Origin of the sequence: Polaribacter sp. (assembly GCF_024639685.1) — a bacterium.
In the GTDB taxonomy this organism is placed as follows: Bacteria; Bacteroidota; Bacteroidia; order Flavobacteriales; family Flavobacteriaceae; genus Polaribacter.
The window spans coordinates 29203-48127 of sequence record NZ_JAHEHX010000020.1 but is presented as its reverse complement, the minus strand read 5'-3'; the positions used below and the strand labels follow the sequence as shown (position 1 = coordinate 48127).

The 18925-nt window shown below is 29.6% G+C and carries 19 protein-coding genes and 2 pseudogenes; 10 read left to right on the top strand and 11 right to left on the bottom strand.

What is annotated here, in order from left to right:
• Positions 1-30 precede the first annotated feature (30 nt).
• A complete protein-coding gene (gene alr, locus Q0L44_RS09075; RefSeq protein ID WP_296637709.1) occupies positions 31-1131 on the bottom strand; it encodes an alanine racemase in 1101 nt (366 codons plus the stop codon).
• Positions 1128-1784: a thymidine kinase gene (locus Q0L44_RS09070; protein ID WP_296637706.1), complete on the bottom strand. Its 657-nt coding sequence runs from the start codon at positions 1782-1784 to the stop codon at positions 1128-1130. The genes alr and Q0L44_RS09070 overlap by 4 nt, the downstream gene beginning before the upstream one ends.
• 103 nt (positions 1785-1887) lie before the next feature.
• Here Q0L44_RS09070 and Q0L44_RS09065 point away from each other — a divergent pair, with 103 nt between their 5' ends.
• The 5 genes and pseudogenes from Q0L44_RS09065 (at position 1888) to Q0L44_RS09045 (ending at position 4729) form a co-directional block, all read left to right on the top strand.
• Complete coding sequence (locus Q0L44_RS09065; RefSeq protein ID WP_296637704.1) at positions 1888-2727, top strand: hypothetical protein; 840 nt, start codon at positions 1888-1890, stop codon at positions 2725-2727.
• 89 nt (positions 2728-2816) lie between these two features.
• Positions 2817-3728, top strand: a complete 912-nt coding sequence (locus tag Q0L44_RS09060; RefSeq protein WP_296637703.1) for a glycosyltransferase family 4 protein — start codon at positions 2817-2819, stop codon at positions 3726-3728.
• A 3-nt stretch (positions 3729-3731) separates the two neighbouring features.
• Entirely contained in the window at positions 3732-3866 is a 135-nt protein-coding gene (locus Q0L44_RS09055; RefSeq protein ID WP_296637701.1) for a hypothetical protein, read from the top strand.
• Between the two features lie 11 nt (positions 3867-3877).
• Positions 3878-4126, top strand: a complete 249-nt coding sequence (locus Q0L44_RS09050) for a hypothetical protein (RefSeq protein WP_296637700.1) — start codon at positions 3878-3880, stop codon at positions 4124-4126.
• A 99-nt stretch (positions 4127-4225) separates the two neighbouring features.
• Positions 4226-4729: pseudogene (locus Q0L44_RS09045) on the top strand (DUF3089 domain-containing protein).
• A 17-nt stretch (positions 4730-4746) separates the two neighbouring features.
• On the opposite strand, the gene Q0L44_RS09040 reads toward Q0L44_RS09045, so the two are convergent.
• The gene (locus Q0L44_RS09040) at positions 4747-5094 is read right to left on the bottom strand and encodes an ArsC/Spx/MgsR family protein (RefSeq protein WP_296637698.1); all 348 of its coding nucleotides are present in this window, start codon (positions 5092-5094) and stop codon (positions 4747-4749) included.
• A gap of 42 nt (positions 5095-5136) precedes the next feature.
• On the opposite strand from Q0L44_RS09040, the gene Q0L44_RS09035 reads away from it, so the two are divergent.
• Positions 5137-5592: a DinB family protein gene (locus Q0L44_RS09035; protein WP_296637696.1), complete on the top strand. Its 456-nt coding sequence runs from the start codon at positions 5137-5139 to the stop codon at positions 5590-5592.
• Between the two features lie 149 nt (positions 5593-5741).
• A pseudogene (locus tag Q0L44_RS09030) lies at positions 5742-6890 on the top strand (cystathionine gamma-synthase).
• Positions 6891-6956: 66 nt separating this feature from the next.
• Here the strand turns inward: Q0L44_RS09030 and Q0L44_RS09025 are convergent.
• The 3 genes from Q0L44_RS09025 to Q0L44_RS09015 are packed head-to-tail and all read right to left on the bottom strand — an operon-like array spanning position 6957 to position 9532.
• Positions 6957-7142 carry a PLDc N-terminal domain-containing protein gene (locus tag Q0L44_RS09025; RefSeq protein WP_296637857.1) on the bottom strand — a complete coding sequence of 62 codons (186 nt, stop codon included), beginning with the start codon at positions 7140-7142 and terminating at the stop codon, positions 6957-6959.
• Positions 7143-7172: 30 nt separating this feature from the next.
• Positions 7173-8789 carry an Ig-like domain-containing protein gene (locus tag Q0L44_RS09020; RefSeq protein ID WP_296637694.1) on the bottom strand — a complete coding sequence of 539 codons (1617 nt, stop codon included), beginning with the start codon at positions 8787-8789 and terminating at the stop codon, positions 7173-7175.
• A 59-nt stretch (positions 8790-8848) separates the two neighbouring features.
• Complete coding sequence (locus tag Q0L44_RS09015) at positions 8849-9532, bottom strand: phosphoribosyltransferase family protein (protein WP_296637693.1); 684 nt, start codon at positions 9530-9532, stop codon at positions 8849-8851.
• A gap of 105 nt (positions 9533-9637) precedes the next feature.
• On the opposite strand from Q0L44_RS09015, the gene Q0L44_RS09010 reads away from it, so the two are divergent.
• Complete coding sequence (locus Q0L44_RS09010; protein WP_296637691.1) at positions 9638-11185, top strand: glycine--tRNA ligase; 1548 nt, start codon at positions 9638-9640, stop codon at positions 11183-11185.
• 71 nt (positions 11186-11256) lie between these two features.
• Here the strand turns inward: Q0L44_RS09010 and Q0L44_RS09005 are convergent, their stop codons facing one another.
• Genes Q0L44_RS09005 through Q0L44_RS08990 form a run of 4 tightly spaced genes read right to left on the bottom strand, consistent with a single transcriptional unit; the run spans position 11257 to position 16584 of the window.
• Complete coding sequence (locus tag Q0L44_RS09005) at positions 11257-11835, bottom strand: DUF3575 domain-containing protein (RefSeq protein WP_296637689.1); 579 nt, start codon at positions 11833-11835, stop codon at positions 11257-11259.
• 56 nt (positions 11836-11891) lie between these two features.
• Positions 11892-15269 carry a hypothetical protein gene (locus tag Q0L44_RS09000; protein ID WP_296637687.1) on the bottom strand — a complete coding sequence of 1126 codons (3378 nt, stop codon included), beginning with the start codon at positions 15267-15269 and terminating at the stop codon, positions 11892-11894.
• A 56-nt stretch (positions 15270-15325) separates the two neighbouring features.
• The gene (locus Q0L44_RS08995; protein ID WP_296637685.1) at positions 15326-15820 is read right to left on the bottom strand and encodes a methylated-DNA--[protein]-cysteine S-methyltransferase; all 495 of its coding nucleotides are present in this window, start codon (positions 15818-15820) and stop codon (positions 15326-15328) included.
• Positions 15820-16584 carry a TatD family hydrolase gene (locus Q0L44_RS08990; RefSeq protein WP_296637683.1) on the bottom strand — a complete coding sequence of 255 codons (765 nt, stop codon included), beginning with the start codon at positions 16582-16584 and terminating at the stop codon, positions 15820-15822. Before Q0L44_RS08990 ends, Q0L44_RS08995 begins: the two co-directional genes overlap by 1 nt.
• Positions 16585-16685: 101 nt before the next feature.
• Here Q0L44_RS08990 and Q0L44_RS08985 point away from each other — a divergent pair, with 101 nt between their 5' ends.
• The gene (locus Q0L44_RS08985; protein WP_296637682.1) at positions 16686-18038 is read left to right on the top strand and encodes a DEAD/DEAH box helicase; all 1353 of its coding nucleotides are present in this window, start codon (positions 16686-16688) and stop codon (positions 18036-18038) included.
• Positions 18038-18400 (top strand): Na(+)-translocating NADH-quinone reductase subunit F, encoded by a 363-nt coding sequence (locus Q0L44_RS08980; RefSeq protein WP_296637680.1) that lies wholly within the window; start codon positions 18038-18040, stop codon positions 18398-18400. Before Q0L44_RS08985 ends, Q0L44_RS08980 begins: the two co-directional genes overlap by 1 nt.
• Positions 18401-18412: 12 nt before the next feature.
• Here Q0L44_RS08980 and Q0L44_RS08975 read toward each other — a convergent pair whose 3' ends face one another.
• The gene (locus tag Q0L44_RS08975) at positions 18413-18901 is read right to left on the bottom strand and encodes an ATP-binding protein (protein ID WP_296637679.1); all 489 of its coding nucleotides are present in this window, start codon (positions 18899-18901) and stop codon (positions 18413-18415) included.
• Positions 18902-18925: the final 24 nt, after the last annotated feature.

Here is an 18925-nt window from a genome sequence, read left to right as displayed (position 1 = left end):
TATATTTAAGGTTGATACGTTGCTAAAGCACTACTTTTTTAACATTTTCTTAACACGTGGAGAAATTGATGTTAAGGTTTCGTAAACGATAGTGTCCGAAACATTTGAGATGTGTTGCAACATTTCTTGATGATTAAAGATAATAACTTCATCACCTTCACTACAATCTATTGCTGAAACATCTACCATTATCATATCCATACAAACATTACCAATAATGTTTGCTTTTTGGTTATGTATAAGTACATACCCTTTCCCATTTCCTAATTTTCTTGATAAACCGTCTGCATGACCTACAGGTATGGTTGCAGATCTACTAGGTGTTTTAGCGACAAATGCTCTGTTGTACCCAACACTTTCCCCTTTTTTTAGGCTATGAATTTGAGAGACAATAGATTTTAAATGGTGTGTATTTTTTAGTTGCTTAGTTTCTTTTAGATCGTTTCCAAAACCATAAAGACCAAGACCTATTCTTACCATATCAAACTGTGCGTTTGCATAATTTACAACTCCAGAGGTGTTTAAAATATGTAACAATGGTTTGTAATCTAAGAGTTTTAAGAATTCTTTGGTAATACTAGAAAAACTTTTTAGTTGGCTGTTGCTAAATTCCTTTTCGTTTAAGTCTTCGCTTGCTGCTAGATGAGAGAATAAAGATTGTATTTTTATAGCGTTCGTTTCTTTTAGTTGAGTATTAATATTGGAAATATCTGACTGTTTAAAACCTAGTCTATTAAGGCCCGTGTTAAATTTTAAATGTATTGGATATTGTTTTAAACCTTTTTTAGAAGCAATGTCTAAAAAGCTGTTTAATATTTTAAAATTATATAAATTAGGTTCTAAATTATAAGCTATAATATCCTTTAAAGAATTTATTTGTGGATGTAGTACTAATATCGGTGTTTTAATGTTAGCTTCTCTTATTGCTATCCCCTCATGTGCATAAGCAACTGCAAAATAGTCTACCTTATTTTTTAAAAACTCAGCAACAAGAACTCCATCACTACCATAACCAAATGCTTTAACAACAGCTAAAATTTTAGTTGCTTCATTTAATTTATTTTTAAAATAATTTAAATTATGCTCTAAAGCTTTGCCATCAATTTCTAAAACACTTACATGATTGTTCATTCTTTAGTCGAATTTACATCAGTACTCTTATTTATATTACTAGAAGAGGTAACTTTTTCTACAGAACTATTTTGTTTTTCTTTAATGGCTTTATAATATGCAGCTCTACTTAAAGGTTCATATTCTTCAGTTTCACCAAGCATAACTAAACTGTCATTTTGTGCTTTTCTAAAACTATAGTTGGCTAAGTTACCTGTATGAGTGCAAACAGCATGTACTTTTGTTACGTATTCTGCAGTTGCCATTAACGATGGCATTGGTCCAAAAGGATTTCCTTTAAAGTCCATATCCAAACCTGCAACAATTACACGAATGCCTCTATTGGCTAAATCGTTACAAACGGATACGATTTCATCATCAAAAAATTGAGCTTCATCAATACCAACTACATCTATATCATTCGCTAATAAACGAATATTTGATGACGCTGGTACAGGTGTAGAACGTATTCTAGAATCGTTGTGAGAAACTACTTCATTATTATCATAACGAGTATCTACTGCAGGTTTAAAAATTTCTACACGCTGTTTTGCAAATTGTGCACGTTTTAAGCGCCTAATCAACTCTTCTGTTTTACCAGAAAACATAGAGCCACAAATTACCTCAATCCAACCAAATTGTTCTGTATGATTTACAGTATTTTCAAGAAACATTTTGTAATTTTAAGCGTTATAATTTTTTATACTTTTGTTCTACAAAGAGAATTTACAAAAATATAAATAATTCATAGTTTAAATTAAATATACATCACAACTTATGCACAAAAAATTAGAGAGCGAATTAATAAGTATAGCTCATAGTATCTTAAAGATGAAAAATAAGGAAGATGTGTTTGCTTTAAAAGAGCAGTCTAAACAAATCTATGAAAAACTTACGATGTTAGCCTTTGTAGAGGAGTACATTAATACAACTCCAAATGCAGAAGAGAGTAGAGAAGAACTTCTACAGGCTGTATCTACAGCTTTTGATGATAAAGAAAAAGTATTAGATGATGTTTTAATTAATGAAGAAGTTTCTGGAAAGCCTACCCTTTCTCACGAAAAAGATCATAAAGACAAAGAAGATATAATAGTTGAAGAAAAAGAAGAAGTAGCTATTCTAAATGAGCCCGAAGCTATTGAAGAGGAATCTTATTCTGATGAAAAAGAAGAAGTGCAAGAAATTATAGAGCAACCTTTTGACGATTTAGAAGCGTTGATGTTTGAGACTTTAAATGAAGAAAATCAGTTAGTTCAAGAAGATAAAGAGCTAAACTTAAACGAACAAAAAACCTTGTCTTTAGAAGATGAATTACAGGATACTATCTCTGTAGATGTAATGGCAGATTTATTTGATAATGTTCAACCAAAATCGCTAAATGATAAATTAAATACTAATATTCAAATTGGTTTAAATGACAGAATTGCGTTTGTAAAACACTTGTTTAATAATCAGCAAGAGGATTATAACAGAGTTATTTCTCAGTTAAATACATTTAAAATAGAAAAAGAGGCTAAAAGCTTTATTCATACAATGGTTAAACCAGATTATAATTGGACAGATCAAGAAGAATTAGAGGCTCGCTTTTTAGAAATTATAACGCGAAGATTTTCTTAATATAAAAAAATAGACCTCTGAAATCTGTTTTAATTCATACTCATTTTCATAAAAGATGCACTGGAGTTACCAGGAGTATAGAAAATGTATTGCCATTTTTCTCTGATAAATTTGAGACTTATGTGTATGGTTCTACTATTTCTGGAAACCATATAACCACCAAAAAACTTAAATCATTTTTATTTTCTAAAAATAAAACAATTGTACATTGTCATAGAAACAATGAAATTTTACGAATGCTTTTTTATAGGTTTTTAGGTGCTAAGTTTACACTTGTGGCTACTAGACATGCAGAATCTAAACCCTCTAGTTTAACTCTGTTTTTACTTAAAAAGGCAGATAAAGTGGTTACTTTAATCAACAGCATGAGCGCTAATCTAGGAATTAAAAACACCTCAGTTGGTCATGGAATTCAGGTTGATAAATTCAAACCAAATACTGTTAAGAAACTGCAGCATATTTCTCAAGATCATATTATTCTTAATGCAGGTAGAGTTCGTAAAGCAAAAGGTCAGTTGGTTTTATTAGAAGCTTTAAAAAACTTAAAGGAATATTCCAATTGGGCTTTGGTGATAGTAGGCAAAGTAGATAAGCCAGCATTTTTAGAGGAATTAAAAGCCATTGCCAAAAAACATCAAATAGAAAATCAAGTTTATTTTGTAGACGAAACTAGAGATATCATTTCTTATTATCAAGCAGCAAAAATTCTAGTTGCACCTAGTTTTTCAGAAGGCTTTTCTCTAGTTACAGCAGAAGCTATGAGCTGTGAAAATACAGTAATAGCAACTAAAGATGTTGGCGTACATTCAGAATTAATAACTAATGGTAAGAATGGATATTTATTTGAAGCTGGAAATAACAATCAGTTAGAAGAAATTTTAATAAAGTTATTGAAGGACGAAGTTCCTATGACTGGTAAAGCAGCAAGAGAAGAAATTATAAAAAATTGGAGTGCTAAAAAAGAAGCAGAAAGCTTATCAGAATTATATATAAAAACATAAAAAATGAAAAATTTAGTTGGATTATTATTCTTTACATTATTTACAGCGTCAATTATTAATGCTCAGAAAATTAAAATAAATAAAGTTTTTGGAGGTTATGAGTTTAACCAGAATGATAAAACACTTCTTTTAAAATAATGAAAGTGATTATGAAAGAGAATACTAAAGCATTAGCATTAATTCAGTCTGCAAAAACAAATCAGACTTGGGCTATGCTTTTAGGAACTGCAGGTGGAGCATTAGTTGGTTTTTCTATAGGTACAGCAATTGGTGGTGGAAATCCTGAATGGGCTGTAGATTTGTATAATGAAGGGATAACATCCACTAGTTACCAATTTCAACCTACATTTAATTTAAATATTAATGACACTAACTTGGGAATTTCAATGAATTTTTAATGAAAACAAAGCTTCCATACTTCTTACTTTTATTGGTTTTATTTTCCGCTTGTAAAACTAGTTATGATGCCTCAGGTTATGAAAAATCTGAAATAACGGATGTTCCAAGATTATAATTTAGAAGAGAATTGGGCTGTATTACCAAATAAATACACTGCAGATTTTACTGAATTTGAATCAAAGGAATCAAATACTTTAAAAGCAGATGTGTTTTATGTTTATCCTACTTTAAATACAGAAAAAGAAGATTTAAGATGGAATGTACCTATAGATGATAAAAAGCAACAAGAAAAAGTATTAAATAGAGCTGTTCTTTATCAAGCTTCAGCTTTTGCAACTTCAGGAAAAGTATATGTGCCTTATTATAGGCAAGCACATTTGCGTTAGTATTCCAATTTAAAAAACGGTGGAGAACAAGCATTGTTATTGGCATATTCAGATGTAAAAAAAGCCTTTGAAATGTATCTTAAAAAGTATAACTTAATTAAAGAGATCATTTTAAAAGCAAATAGTGATGATGACAGCCTAGTTCTTTTAGGTTTAAAAACAAGCATGACCAAAGAAGAGCTTGCGAAGCTACTTTCCAATTCATACAAAATATAAAACCAAGAGAGAAAGTGTTAATTCACTTTCTCTTTTACTTTTTCTACTTCTTTTTTACTGTTGCCAATAAAAATTTCCCCATCAATAATAAAAACAGGTCTTTTCAGAAACGTATATTCCTCTAAAAGATATTTTTTAAAATCAGCTTCAGACAACGATTTATCCTTTAAACCTAAAGATTTATATAATCGTGCACGTTTATTAAACAAGGCCTCATAACTGTTAGAAAGTGCATACATTTTTTGTAGCTGAGTTTCATTTACAGGGTTTGTTTTTATTTCTTGTTGTTCAAAACCATCTAAATTCACTTCCTTTAAGATACGTTTACAAGTATCACAAGTTTTCAAAAAATAAACTTTCTTCATTTTATATCAATTATATTTACAGGACCAAAATTAAGTATAAAAATGAAAATTCAATTTGATATTTTAAGAAAATCTAGAGATCTAATATTAAAAGAAATCGAGGATTTATCTTTAGAAGAACTACACAAAATACCTGATGGTTTTAAGAATAACATTGCATGGAATGTAGGACATATAGTGGTTACACAACAGTTGTTACATTATGGTTTATCTGGTTTAAATCTTTTATGTCCAGATGATTTGGTAGAGGCTCATAAAAAAGGAACTGTACCTACAAAAACATTTACAGAAGAAGAGTTTAATGAGGTAAAAGAACTTTTAATGGGTTTACCAGACACTTTAGAAGAAGATTTTGAAGCTGGTATTTTCGAGAACTACAAAGAGTACCCAACAAGCTCAGGCTTTGTACTTTCTTCAATACATAATGCCATTCCTTTTAATAATTTTCATGAAGGTATACATTATGGAATTATTAGATCTATAAAGAAGTTTCTTTAAGTTTAGAAACTATTTCCAGCTTTCACTACTCGCTTTTTTGAGTTGCTGATAAAAATCAGCAACTCAAAAAGAGCTCAAACAAGCCGTTCAATCTGGGCTAAGCCTATTTAGAATATTCTCGTTTTTTGTAATTTTAAGTCTATTTAAACATGAAATTCAATACCAAAACAATTCACGGAGGTCAGAAGCACGAAGAAACAACAGGTTCAGTAATGCCACCTGTTTTTTTAACATCCACCTTTGCACAATTTAGCCCTGGGCAACACAAAGGTTATGCATATGCAAGAGGTACAAACCCTACAAGAACTGCTTTAGAAGCTAATTTTGCAGCACTAGAAAATGGCACACATGCATTTGCATTTGCATCTGGAATGGCTGCTATAGATGCAATTTTAAGATTGTTAAAACCAGGAGATGAAGTAATTGCAGGAGATGATTTGTATGGAGGAACTTACAGAATGTTTACACAACTATTTCAAAAATATGGTTTAGAGTTTTCTTTTGTAAATATGGATGAGTCTGCTAATGTAATTTATGCAATTACCCCAAAAACAAAATTGGTTTGGATAGAAACCCCTACCAATCCCTTAATGAAAATTGCAGACATTCATAAAATAGCAACGAATGTAAAAGAAGAAAATTCAGAAATTTTAATAGCTGTAGATAATACATTTGCAACACCATATTTGCAAAAACCATTAGATTTAGGTGCAGATATTGTAATGCATTCTGCTACCAAATATTTTGGTGGTCATTCAGATTTAGTAATGGGTGCTTTAATGGTAAAAGATGAAGCTTTGGCTAAGGAAATACATTTTATACAATTTGCAGCAGGTGCAATTGCTGGGCCTATGGATTCTTTTCTGGCTTTAAGAGGTGTAAAAACCTTACATGTTAGAATGCAAAGACATTGTGAAAACGGATTACAAGTAGCTCAGTTTTTAGAAACACATTCTAAAGTTGGTAAAGTATATTATCCAGGTTTACAATCTCATGAAGGCTATGAAGTTGCCAAAAAGCAAATGTCAGCTTTTGGTGGTATGGTTTCTTTTAAGTTAAAAGATGAAAGTAAAAAAGCAACTTTTGCATTTTTAGAAAATACAAAATTATTTACCTTGGCAGAATCTTTAGGTGGTGTAGAAAGTTTGGTAAATCATCCTGCAACCATGTCTCATGGTTCTATTCCAGAATAAGAGCGTTTAAAAATTGGTATTACAAAATCTTTAATACGTTTAAGTGTTGGTATTGAAGCTATAGAAGATTTACTTGCTGACTTAGAACACGCGTTAAATGCCTAAATATTTTAACAAGCTTTTTTAATGGTTTTTAAAATGGGGAGAAAATTTTCTTTTATCAGTAGAAACCTACCCTTTTTTCATTTGAAAATAAATTATAGACCCAATTATAGGTGTAATTAGAACCATAAATAAGAACAAACCCTTATGTTTTGGTTCTTTGAAATTACTTCTATTAATATCTATAATGGCCCAAAACCATAGTATTATAGATAAGAAACCTAAAATAAGTATTGGTATAGACCACGTAAGCATCATATTTTTATATTTATGTAATTTACAAAATTAATTAATAGTGAATATTTCCTCTATAAAATAATTTGCTCTAAGTGCGAAATTGTTAATGGCTTCATTATATAAAATTACTTCTGGTTGCTGTTTTTTTAGGTAGTTTCCTGTGTCCCATTTATTATTTCTATTTTCATCTATAATAGCTCTAATTGTGTATTTAATAGGTTCCAATAAATCAAAAACTAACTGAGCAGAAGAATTAATAAAACGCCTTTCTACAATTTCATCTTGATTTTGGCCAGATAATAATTCTATGATTACGTTTTTAGAATTAGAATTATTCACGTTTAACGTTATTCGTCCATAATCTTCTAGCTCTTTGGTAACAAAATAATAAGTTAAACTATCATTGGCTACTTCATAAATATCAGTAAAAGCTTTGGGTAAGAAGCTAAATTTATATTTGTCTTTTGGTTTTTTGTCAAAAACAAAGGCAATTTTGTTTTCTTTTATAGATGGAATGATATTATATTTTACAGCTAAAGTGTCTTTATCAAATAAATTAATTTTGGTACTATCTATAGTAATAATAGGTGTATTACTTTTTATATAAAAAGTATCTCTTAAATTTAAAATACTTCTTATGGACGATTCGATAACCAAAGAATCTATATTTTTCTTTCGTAATCGAACAGTAATGGTATCTAAAATATCATTGTTTGCAATTATAAAGTTTAAAGAGTCTCTTTCTATTGGAGTATACCAATAATTCAAAGTATCTTTTTCAGTATCAAATTTTGCGATACTTTTAAAATCATCTGGCACATCAGAAAGTAAGTTAATTTGCATGTCTTTTGCATCACCATAAAAACCAAATTCAATTTTACCTTTTGTAGTTTCTTTCCCTCTTGCAAATTCATAAGATTGTTCTTCATTAAATAACACAATAGAATTTGGAATTATACTATCTCTAGGCAGTTGAATAATATCTTTATAAAAACCAATTTTATCCGTTTCTGAGTTAAAAATGTAGTCGTTTAGAGGCTCTTTTAAGGCCAATAATAAGTAGTTTCCTTTTCTTAGATTGGTAAAATTGTAATTAGTAGTATCTAAGGTATTTGTAACATAATCAGGCTTCCTTTTGTAGACAATAGAATCATTAAATGTGCTGTCTATTCTATACATTAAAACGTTTACACTTCTAGGGGTATCAATAAGCTTTGCATCTTTAACAGTTCCAAAAGTGGTTAAAGAGTCTATATAGGTGCCAGTAGAAAAAACATATTTAAAGTTTTCTAGCTGGTTGCCTTCATTGTTATCTTCTACAGCATTTCCAAAATTAAAAATATAAGTGGTGTTTGTTTTTAGAGTATCTATTATTTCAATATTTATAAACTTGCTAGGCGTACCTTGTGGAGTAATTAAAGGTGGGTTTTTCATGGGTGGAGAAACCACTAACTGTTTGTTTAAGTTTTTGAGAACAATAAACTCATCAAAGTTTATTTTAATTTCTTTTTTATTAAAATTTGTGCTTTCGTAAGGTGGGTTTGCAGTTACAAATAAGGGTGCATTTTCATCTTTAGGACCACCATCTGGTCTGCCTGTTTTAGCACAACTAAACATAAAGCTTACTAGTGTTACTAATAAAAATAGTTTGTAATATTTTTTCACAAAAAAAGAATTTTACACAAAATAACAATTAATTTTTGAAATAAAAACCATAAATGTTACTAAGTATATCCCATTGTTAAAATACTAATTTTTGTACCCTTATATTTTTGTAATTCATTTGCACAGGCTTCTAAAGTAGCACCAGTATTTATAACATCGTCAATAAGTAAAATATGTTTGCCTTTAAATTTGTCACCTTCTTTTATTTGAAATTTAGTATCCAAATTTTTAAATCGTTCAAACCGCGCTTTTAGCGTTTGTGTTTTTGTAGATGAAGTTCTTATTAGTTGATTTTCTATGAACGCTTTATTCAAAAAGAAAGAGAATCTTTCTCCAAATTTTGTTACTTGGTTGTAGCCTCTTATTTTTTGTTTCTTTGGATGTAATGGAACAGGGACAATACAATCTACTTCGTCAAATTCTCTGTTTTCTATTAACATAGCTCCTAGCCAATTACCAAAAAAAGTGCCTACTTCTTGATTGTTTTTATATTTTAAGTCTTGTATTAATTTTTTAGCACTACCTTCTTTACGATATAAAACTAAAGCATACCCTTTTTCAATTAAAGTTCTTCCATAGAATGTTTGGGTTATTTTGTTATTTTTAAAATCTACAAAATTAGTTAAAGGCAAATCGTGTCTGCAAACTGTACAAATTGTGATTTCATTATCAATAAGTTGTAATTTACAAATAGCACACAACTTTGGGTAAAAAATGTACAATAGATCTTTTAATATTTTCATAGCGATTGAAAAATCTATTGAAAGATACACAAAAAGTTTTGCATGGTTTTTAAATTCTTCTTTCTTATTGATAAATTTCAGTAAACGTTTATCTTTGCTCTCATTATGGCAAAACAAGAAGATCAGTTTAAAAAAGTTTTATCGCATGCAAAAGAATATGGTTATGTATTTCAGTCTTCTGAAATTTATGACGGTTTAAGTGCGGTTTACGATTATGCTCAAAATGGAATTGAGCTAAAGAAAAATATTAGAGAGTATTGGTGGAAAGCTATGGTGCAAATGCATGAAAATATTGTAGGTATAGATGCCGCAATTTTAATGCACCCAACCACCTGGAAAGCTTCTGGTCATGTAGATGCTTTTAATGATCCTTTAATTGATAATAAAGATTCTAAAAAGCGTTACAGAGCAGATGTTTTAGTAGAAGATTTTAGAGAAAAAATAAATCAGAAAATAGAGAAGGATATTACCAAAGCTAAACAACGTTTTGGAGAAGCTTTTAACGAAGAAGAATTTAGAGCTACAAACGGAAATGTAATTCGTCGTCAAAAACAGATAGATGAAATTTCTGCAGAGTTAGCAAGAGTTCAAGAAGAAAGTGACTTAGTTGGTTTTAAACAATTAATAGTAGATTTAGGTATTGGTTGCCCAGCTTCTGGTTCTAAAAATTGGACAGAGGTAAAGCAGTTTAACTTAATGTTTGGCACTCAAATTGGGGCATCAGCAGAAAACGCTACACAAGTATATTTAAGACCAGAAACAGCCCAAGGAATTTTTGTAAATTTCTTAAACGTTCAAAAAACGGGACGTATGAAAATTCCTTTTGGAATTGCACAAACTGGTAAAGCCTTTAGAAACGAAATTGTTGCAAGACAATTTATATTTAGAATGCGTGAGTTTGAACAAATGGAAATGCAATTTTTTGTAAAACCAGGTACTCAAAAAGAGTGGTACACTACTTGGAAAGAAACCCGTTTAAAATGGCACCTTTCCTTAGGAATGGGTTCTGAGAATTACCGTTTTCATGATCATGACAAATTAGCTCATTATGCAGACGCTGCTGCAGATATTGAGTTTAATTTTCCTTTCGGATTTAAAGAATTAGAAGGGATACATTCAAGAACAGATTTCGATTTAAAAGCACATGAACAGTTTTCTGGTAAAAAGTTACAGTACTTTGATCATGAAGAAAATAAAAGTTACGTGCCTTATGTTGTTGAAACCTCTATTGGTTTAGACAGAATGTTTTTAGCAGTTTTTTCTAAATCATTACAAGAAGAAGAATTAGAAAATGGTACTACAAGAACGGTTTTAAAATTACCAGCAGTTTTAGCACCTTTTAAAGCAGCAGTTTTTCCTTTAGTTAAAAAAGATGGTTTACCAGAAGTTGCTAAGAAAATTGTAGAAGATTTAAAATGGGATTTCAACGTATTTTATGACGAAAAAGATGCTGTTGGTAAACGTTATAGAAGACAAGATGCTGCAGGTACACCTTTCTGTATTACTGTAGATCATGACTCTTTAGAAGATGATTCTGTTACCATAAGACATAGAGATTCAATGGATCAGAAACGTGTTAAAATTTCTGATTTAAAAGATATCATTAAAGCTGAGGTTGATGTAAAAACTTGGCTTAAAAAGATAGAAGCATAAGTATTAACTTGCATAAAAAAACCTCATCAATTCTATTTGATGAGGTTTTTCTTAGTTTATAATTTTAGTTTTTAGAAACGATATCCTATAGATATTCCAAATCGTCCAACAATATCGTTGTTTAAAAAATAATTATCATCTTTTTTACTCTTTATTAAATTTCTTCCTATTCCAAGATAGATTTCTGTTGTAAAACCTGTTTTTGTTACAAATTTACCCCCTACAGAAACTCCAAGTGCAAATGCGATCTGGCTTGTGTTTTCGTAGGCATAATCATCAATATAATAGTTATCTAGATAATAGTCATCTTTAAAGTTGTTTAACATTCCAAAACCTTCCACAAAAAAGCCTCTTGCAAATCTACTTTCAGAAAAAAACCATCTGTAATATGGTGTTAAAGAAAATTTTTTCTCAAAAATGATATCACTATTTTCATCTGAAAAATTATAAAATAATGCAATTCCAAGAGACGAATTCTCATTGACTAGTTTTTCATAGGAAACATCTAATGAAGCAAAAGCAATTAAATTAAATGTATTTAATTTAAGTTCATATTTCTTTTCTTGGTCTTGTGGGTATTTCGTTTCTGCTTTCTGAGCAAAAGCAAAAACTGTGCACATTAAAAATAAACTTGTTATAAATTTCTTCATGGTTTTTTATTAAAAAAATATGTTAGCTAATGTACTAAATATTAAATGCAATAAAGTTAAAAAATGGCTCTTAACTGAACACTTCCTGTGTGTATAGCTTTAGAGTTTTCGCTTTTTCTACCAAAATAACTCAGATTTAAATTTAAGAAAGTATTTAGTTTTTTATTTAAAAGTAAATTCCAAGTATAGTTTTTACCTGCTTGTAAACCTTCTAACATTTGATACGCAACAGGTGAATTAGTGTTGCCAGAAAAATCGTTTAAAAATACATTTACATTTGCAGAAATCTGATTTTGTTTTTTATCAATTAAATAATATTCGACCCCAAATTTTTGTTGTGCCAATGTTTCTAAATTTTGAATCTGATTTTCTTTATTTTTATACTGATAAAAGGCAGAAAATCGATGGTTTTTATTGAAGAGAAAACTTAATTTTGGGGCTATTTCATAACTGTTTATACTGTAGTTTCTATCCATAAAATTTTCAGTATCTAAAGTGTTTTTGCTTACCTTATTTAGCATTTCTATCAACCAAAATGTAGAAAATTTATGCGCATAATCTAGTTGATGAATTCTAATATTATTTTCTTGACTCCCAATAAAAAACTGCTGTTTTAATTTAGAACTACCATAGGTAAATGTAAAACTGTTTTGTTGCAGATCTTTATTAAAATACAAGCTATTTCTAAAATTTAAGTTTAAACCAACCAATGAGTTTTCATCAAAATCAAAAGGACTTAATTGAAAGCTATTGCCTATTTTTTCTTGCTCATTTTCTACAGTTAAAAAACTTTGATTGTAAAATTTAGAAAGCACTTTTTTGAATCCAGATTGTGAGCGCCAACCACTAAAATTAAGGGTTAAATTTTGTTTCCATTTCGCACGTTGGGTAGCTATAAAGCGTAAATTGGGTTTTGGTAATCTTAAATAGTTTGCTTGATCTTGAAATTGAGCAATTTCGAATTCATTAAAATCTCTTATACCATCATTATTGTAATCAATCCAAGTATAGAAGCCTAAGCCAGGCTCTGTTTGTACGTAAATATAATCTTGCCTTGCAATATTTCCAGAAGAAGTTTCGTAAATAGTACTCATATTTACAATGTTTTTAAATAGTTTTTGATTGAATATAATTCTAGAATTCAAGGTTTTTTCATCATCAGTAAAATTATTTTCAGTAAGTCTATAATTTGCGTAGATACTTAAATTTGTGTTTTTGTTTTTGACAAGTTTGCTGTTGATATAAAGTGTTTTTCTATTATTGATTTCTGCAAATACGTTCGATTTAATACTGTCATTATTTCTATAATTAATTCCAATTTTTGCAAAAATTTTGGTTGAATCTCCTATTCCATAATAAGCTTCATATTCTTTAAACCTGTGACTCGTATTTCTAAATTGATTGGTATTTGTTTCTTTTCTAGAGTTTGTTTCTATATTAATAAAAGATCCTAACCAAGATTTTTTTAGTGAATGTTCTGCTTTAGCTCTTGCTCTTAAAAAGAAATTATCTTCAATAGGTGAGGAGTTAGATAAATAACTACCATCTACAAAAAATGTAGTATTATTAGATTTTATTTGAGATTTAAGTCTGTGTTTAGACCCCTTAAAGCCGTTGTCATAGTTTAAATTGTTAAAGCTGTAAGAAATATAATCGGCTTTTAAATTGGTAAGATTAAATTCTGATTTAAAGTAGTTTTTTTTAGCGTCATTGGTTAAAATATTCCAATCTCTGTTAAATTCTACTGGTTCATATCTTTGTATGGTATTAAAGTTTTCTTGTGCATATTCATGACTAATATTGCTAATCATTTTCCATTTTTTATCTATTAAAATCTGTTGCCAGTTTATTTTAGTAGCCAAACCAATATTTTCATTGTCACCTAAGTTGGAGAATAAGTTTTGATCATTATTACTCAGTGCAACTTCTGCATTTAAAGTAGTTTTTTTACTTGTATTCAAAGCAGATTTTACAATAAACATTTGTGATTTTGAAGGTGCTATTAACCTTACAACAGGGTTATAATCACCTTGGTTTATACCAACATACAAGTAAATGTTGCCAATGGCTATTGTATTGTCTAGTATGTAGTTTCCATTATTACGCCCAACATTGGTAAAGGTTACAGAAAATAATTCGTCATTTTCATTGGTAGAATATTCAAAGTAATTTTCATTATTGTTGGTTACCTTTCTGTATAAAACCTTATTTTCATCAAAAGTGTCTAAGAAAGCACTTTCTGCAAACATTGCATCAATATTATTACCGGCATTTGCTAGAATTTCTTTTTGATCATTGGTTAAGCTTTGTTGTAAAGGTTGATTTTTCGAATCATTTTCTGAATAAAAATACCCAGCTAAACTAAATTTTTCGCCTTCATATTCTGCTTTTTCATAGGTAATAAAACGTGTGTAGTTTCTCTCTGCATATTGAAAATCTATCCAAATACGCATATCATTGGTAATAGGAAAAGTGGTTGTAAAAGTAATTTCCCCTAAATTGTAATTAATAGTATAATCTTCGTTTTCTCCTTGTTTTAAAAGTGTTCCATTTGCATAAACTTTTTCAGAACCTTCAATGATTAGAATGGCAGCTTCGTTATTTGCGCCTAAAATTTTATATGGACCTTGATTACCTTCAATTCCCGTAAAATTAAATGTGTTAAATGTACCTCTAACAACTGCACCAGAAGCTGCTACAGTTAAATCATCTGTAACCTTAGCTTCTACTTTTAAGCCAGCTGCTTGTTTTATAAATGGAGAAAAAAATGTTTCTGAATTTTTTAATGATAAGTCACCTGCTTTTACGCGCCATTTTTTAGTAAACATTTCTATAAAAACACGATCAAAGTCGGTTAAGTTTTGTGAATATCCATTTTCTTGAATAGGAATATTGGTGTCAAATATATTTGCTTTAAGTGTTACATTTTTAGATAGTTTACCAGAAATTTCTAAATCTAATGCAGAATTGGTTACGGCATTTTGATTGTTACCAGATGTTAACCCTCTTGTTAAAAACCCTCTTGTTTCTAATCCTTCAAATAAGTTTATGTCTGTTGTTTTTTTATTTGTAGTTAAGCTATAAAGCTTGCCCTCATTTGTGTTTTGTCTTATTATTAATTTTTCATCAAATGGGCTGTATGTTTTTCTAACAAAATCAGGGAGTCTAAAAAACTCCACATAAATATTCCTATATTTTTTACTATTGATTATTAAAGTAGCTTTGTAGAAATCTATGTTATAGTCAGATTTTGGAATCGCTATTTTTTTAGCATTTAGAATTTTAAAACTTTGTGAATTTAGAGGAACCGAATCTAACTGTATAGTGTCTTGTTTTATTTCTAAATATTTTTTCCTAAAATCGGTATCTACTTCTTGTGCTAAACAAGATAGTCCAATACATATAAATAGTAAAGAAAATATTTTTTTAAACATACAAACAATAAGTACCTAACGTAAAAATATGTTTTTTATGTTTTATGTTGATTAATTTAAAAAAGAGATTGTTGTTTGTTTGGATTTTCATGATTTAGTAACCATTTTTTACGCCAAATACCACCTGAATAACCGGTTAAAGAACCATCAGAACCTATAATTCTATGGCAAGGAATAATAATCCATAGTGGGTTTTTACCATTTGCTGTTGCAACAGCTCTTATAGCTTTAACATCACCTAAACTTTTACTTTGTTCTAAATAACTTCTAGTTTTACCATAAGGAATGTTTAACAATGATTTCCAAACTTTCTTTTGAAAATAGGTTCCTTTAGGGTTTACAGTTAAATCAAAACTGGCTCTTTCTCCTTTAAAATATTCTTCTAATTGTGTAACACAATATTGTAATATTTCTGGAGTGTCTGCATTTAAATCACTTTGAGTAACTTCAGTTTCATCTAAAACTGTTACAGATTGAATTCCATTTTCATCACCAGTAATTTTTGCAATTCCTATTGGTGTTTTGTAGTATGTGGTTTGAGTTTCATTCATTAAATACCAAAAACCTCTTTAGAATTTTCTGTAGTAACTTTAGCAATTTCTTCATAAGAAATGTTATAAATGTCAACTAGCTTATCTATAACATTTGTGATGTATGCACTTTCATTTCTTTTACCTCTAAATGGTTTTGGTGCTAAATAAGGTGCATCTGTTTCTAAAACAATATGGTTTAAATCAATTTCATGCAAGAATTTATCAATTTTACCATTCTTAAAAGTAGCAACTCCACCAATACCTAATTTCATATTGTAAGAAATGGCTTGTTTTGCTTGTTCTAGAGTTCCTGTAAAACAATGAAAAACTCCTCTTAAATCATTTCCTTTTTCAGATTCTAAAACTTTAAAAATTTCATCAAAAGCATCTCTACAATGAATTACAATAGGTAGGTTTTTTTCTTTAGCCCATTTTATTTGAGTTCTAAAGGCTTCTTGCTGCTGTTGTAAAAAGCTTTTATCCCAATACAAATCAATCCCAATTTCACCAATAGCATAAAAGTCTCTTTGATCAATCCATTCTTTTACATGAGCTAATTCTTCTAAGTAGTTTTCTTTTACAGAAGTTGGGTGTAAACCCATCATTAGAAACACATCATTAGGATTTTCTTCTTCTAAAGAGAACATGCTCTCTGTATAAGAAGAATCTATTGCAGGAATAAAAAAACGAGAAACTCCTGCATCTTTAGCGCGTTGAATCATAGCTTTTCTATCTTCATTAAATTGCTCTGAATATAAATGCGTGTGTGTATCTGTAATCATGAAATGCGTTTAATTTTCATCAACAAAATTAAGAATATTCAAGCGTATAAAATGAAAAGAATTGCTATTTATAAACTGTATCTTTGTATAAATTTCATAATATGACTTTTAAAGAATTAGACTTATCTAACCAGCTCCAATATGCTATTGAAGATTTAGGTTTCGTAAACCCAACACCTATTCAAGAGCAAGCATTTTCTGTGGTTAGATCTGGTAAAGATGTTGTAGGAATTGCACAAACAGGTACAGGTAAAACATTTGGGTATATGATGCCTATTTTGCGCGATTTGAGGTTTTCTAAGCAAAAGCACCCAAGAGTTTTGGTTTTAGTGCCAACTCGTGAATTGGTTTTGCAGGTTGTAGATGAAATTGAAAAACTATCAAAATACATAAATACACGTGTTTTAGGTGTTTATGGAGGTGCAAATATCAACTCTCAAAAACAAGCAATTTTACAGGGGCAAGATATTATTGTTGCAACACCTGGACGTTTGTATGATTTAGGTTTAAGCAATGCTTTAAAATTAAAATCTATTCAGAAATTGGTGATTGATGAGGTAGATGTAATGTTAGATTTGGGTTTTCGTTTTCAATTAATGAACATTTTTGACATTCTACCAGAAAGAAGACAAAACGTGCTTTTTTCTGCAACAATGACAGAGGATGTAGATGAATTAATTTACGATTTCTTTAAAAATCCGCAGAAAATATCTATTGCAGTTAGTGGAACACCTTTAGATAATATTGAACAGATTTCTTATAATGTGCCTAACTTTTTTACCAAAGTTAATTTATTGAATCATCTTTTAAGTGATAAAGAAACTTATCATAAAGTATTAATATTTGTTGGCTTTAAAAGAACAGCAGATTATTTGTTTAAGCATTTAGAAGATGTTTTTGGTAGCGAAACTTGTGTAATACATTCCAATAAAACTCAGAATTATAGAGTACGTTCAATTCGTCAGTTTGATGAAGGTAACAACCGAATTTTAGTAGCTACAGATGTTATGGCTCGTGGTTTAGATTTTGATAACGTAAGTCATGTTATAAATTTTGATACGCCAGACTTTCCTGAAAACTACATGCACAGAATTGGTAGAACAGGTAGAGCTGAAAAAGCAGGTAAAACTATTTTATTATCAACAGCAAAAGAGCAAGAGGCAAAAGGAGAAATAGAAACTTTAATGGATTATAAAATTCCTGTTTTGGAGTTGCCTGAGGAAGTTGAAATTTCGAATCAATTAACAGAAGATGAACGCCCAAGAGAAGATAGAGAACAATCTAAAAATAGAACAGGTTTAGAATATATTCCTGGTCCTGCTTTTCATGAAAAAAGTGAAAAGAATAGTAAAGTTAATTTAGGAGGTTCGTACAGAAGAGAAATTGCGAAAAAGTATAAAAAGCCTAAAACTAGAGGTGATAAAAATTACAACAGACGAAATAAAAAGAAGTAATGCAGATTTTAACAGCACAAGAATTGCATAATTTAGCCATGAATATTGTAGGTGAGAAGCTTACAGAAATGGGCTATGAGTTTCAAGCTATCAATAGTCAATTAAAAAGACATCCACAGTTTGTACTTTTTAAGAAGGGAGAACCAACGATTTTTGTTTTGGTAAAAGCTACCAAAAACTTACAAAATCCAAATGAGTATGATACAATTTGGATGGAAACTTTTCTTAATCATGCAAAAAAGCAAAATGCAAAAGTGTGGTTTGCAGGAGTTGGAATTGCAAATGCAGAAAGTGTAGAAAGTCCTGTGTTTAAAGATCAACCCTACTATGTAGCTTTTGAAGATTTTTTAACGATGCTTTAGTTTTTTTAGATGTTACTCGTTGATGGTAATTCCATCAATCATTTCTTTTGAATTGGGTTTTTCAAACCAAGTTTCCATAAAATTAAAGTTTTCTTGAGTTACTTCAAATTGATAAGTTTCCCCTTTTTCTTCATTTCTTTGTAGTATTCTTTTAAGTCTTGTTTCCTTAGTTATGTTTAAGAAGTGTAACTTTAATTCATAATCATTTTTTGCAGTAAATTTTCTAAACTTTTCTCGATGCTCAAATTTAGAAAGACCTAAGTCTAAAATTGCATCTGTATTTGCTTCTTCTAGTTGATGAACCAAACTTAGAATCATTTCTTCAGCTCTATCAATTCGTTCAAGAAACCAATGTAATCCTTCATCAGGTTTTTTATCAGCTAGAAATAATGTTTTGTTCCAATGATCTATAGAGAATATAATTCCGTTAGTTTTTGCTTTTAGTTTGTTAGAGTAGGTAGTTTTACCTGAGCCAGTATTTCCTACAATTAGATGTATCATTAGATGGTAATTTGGGTTGTGAAT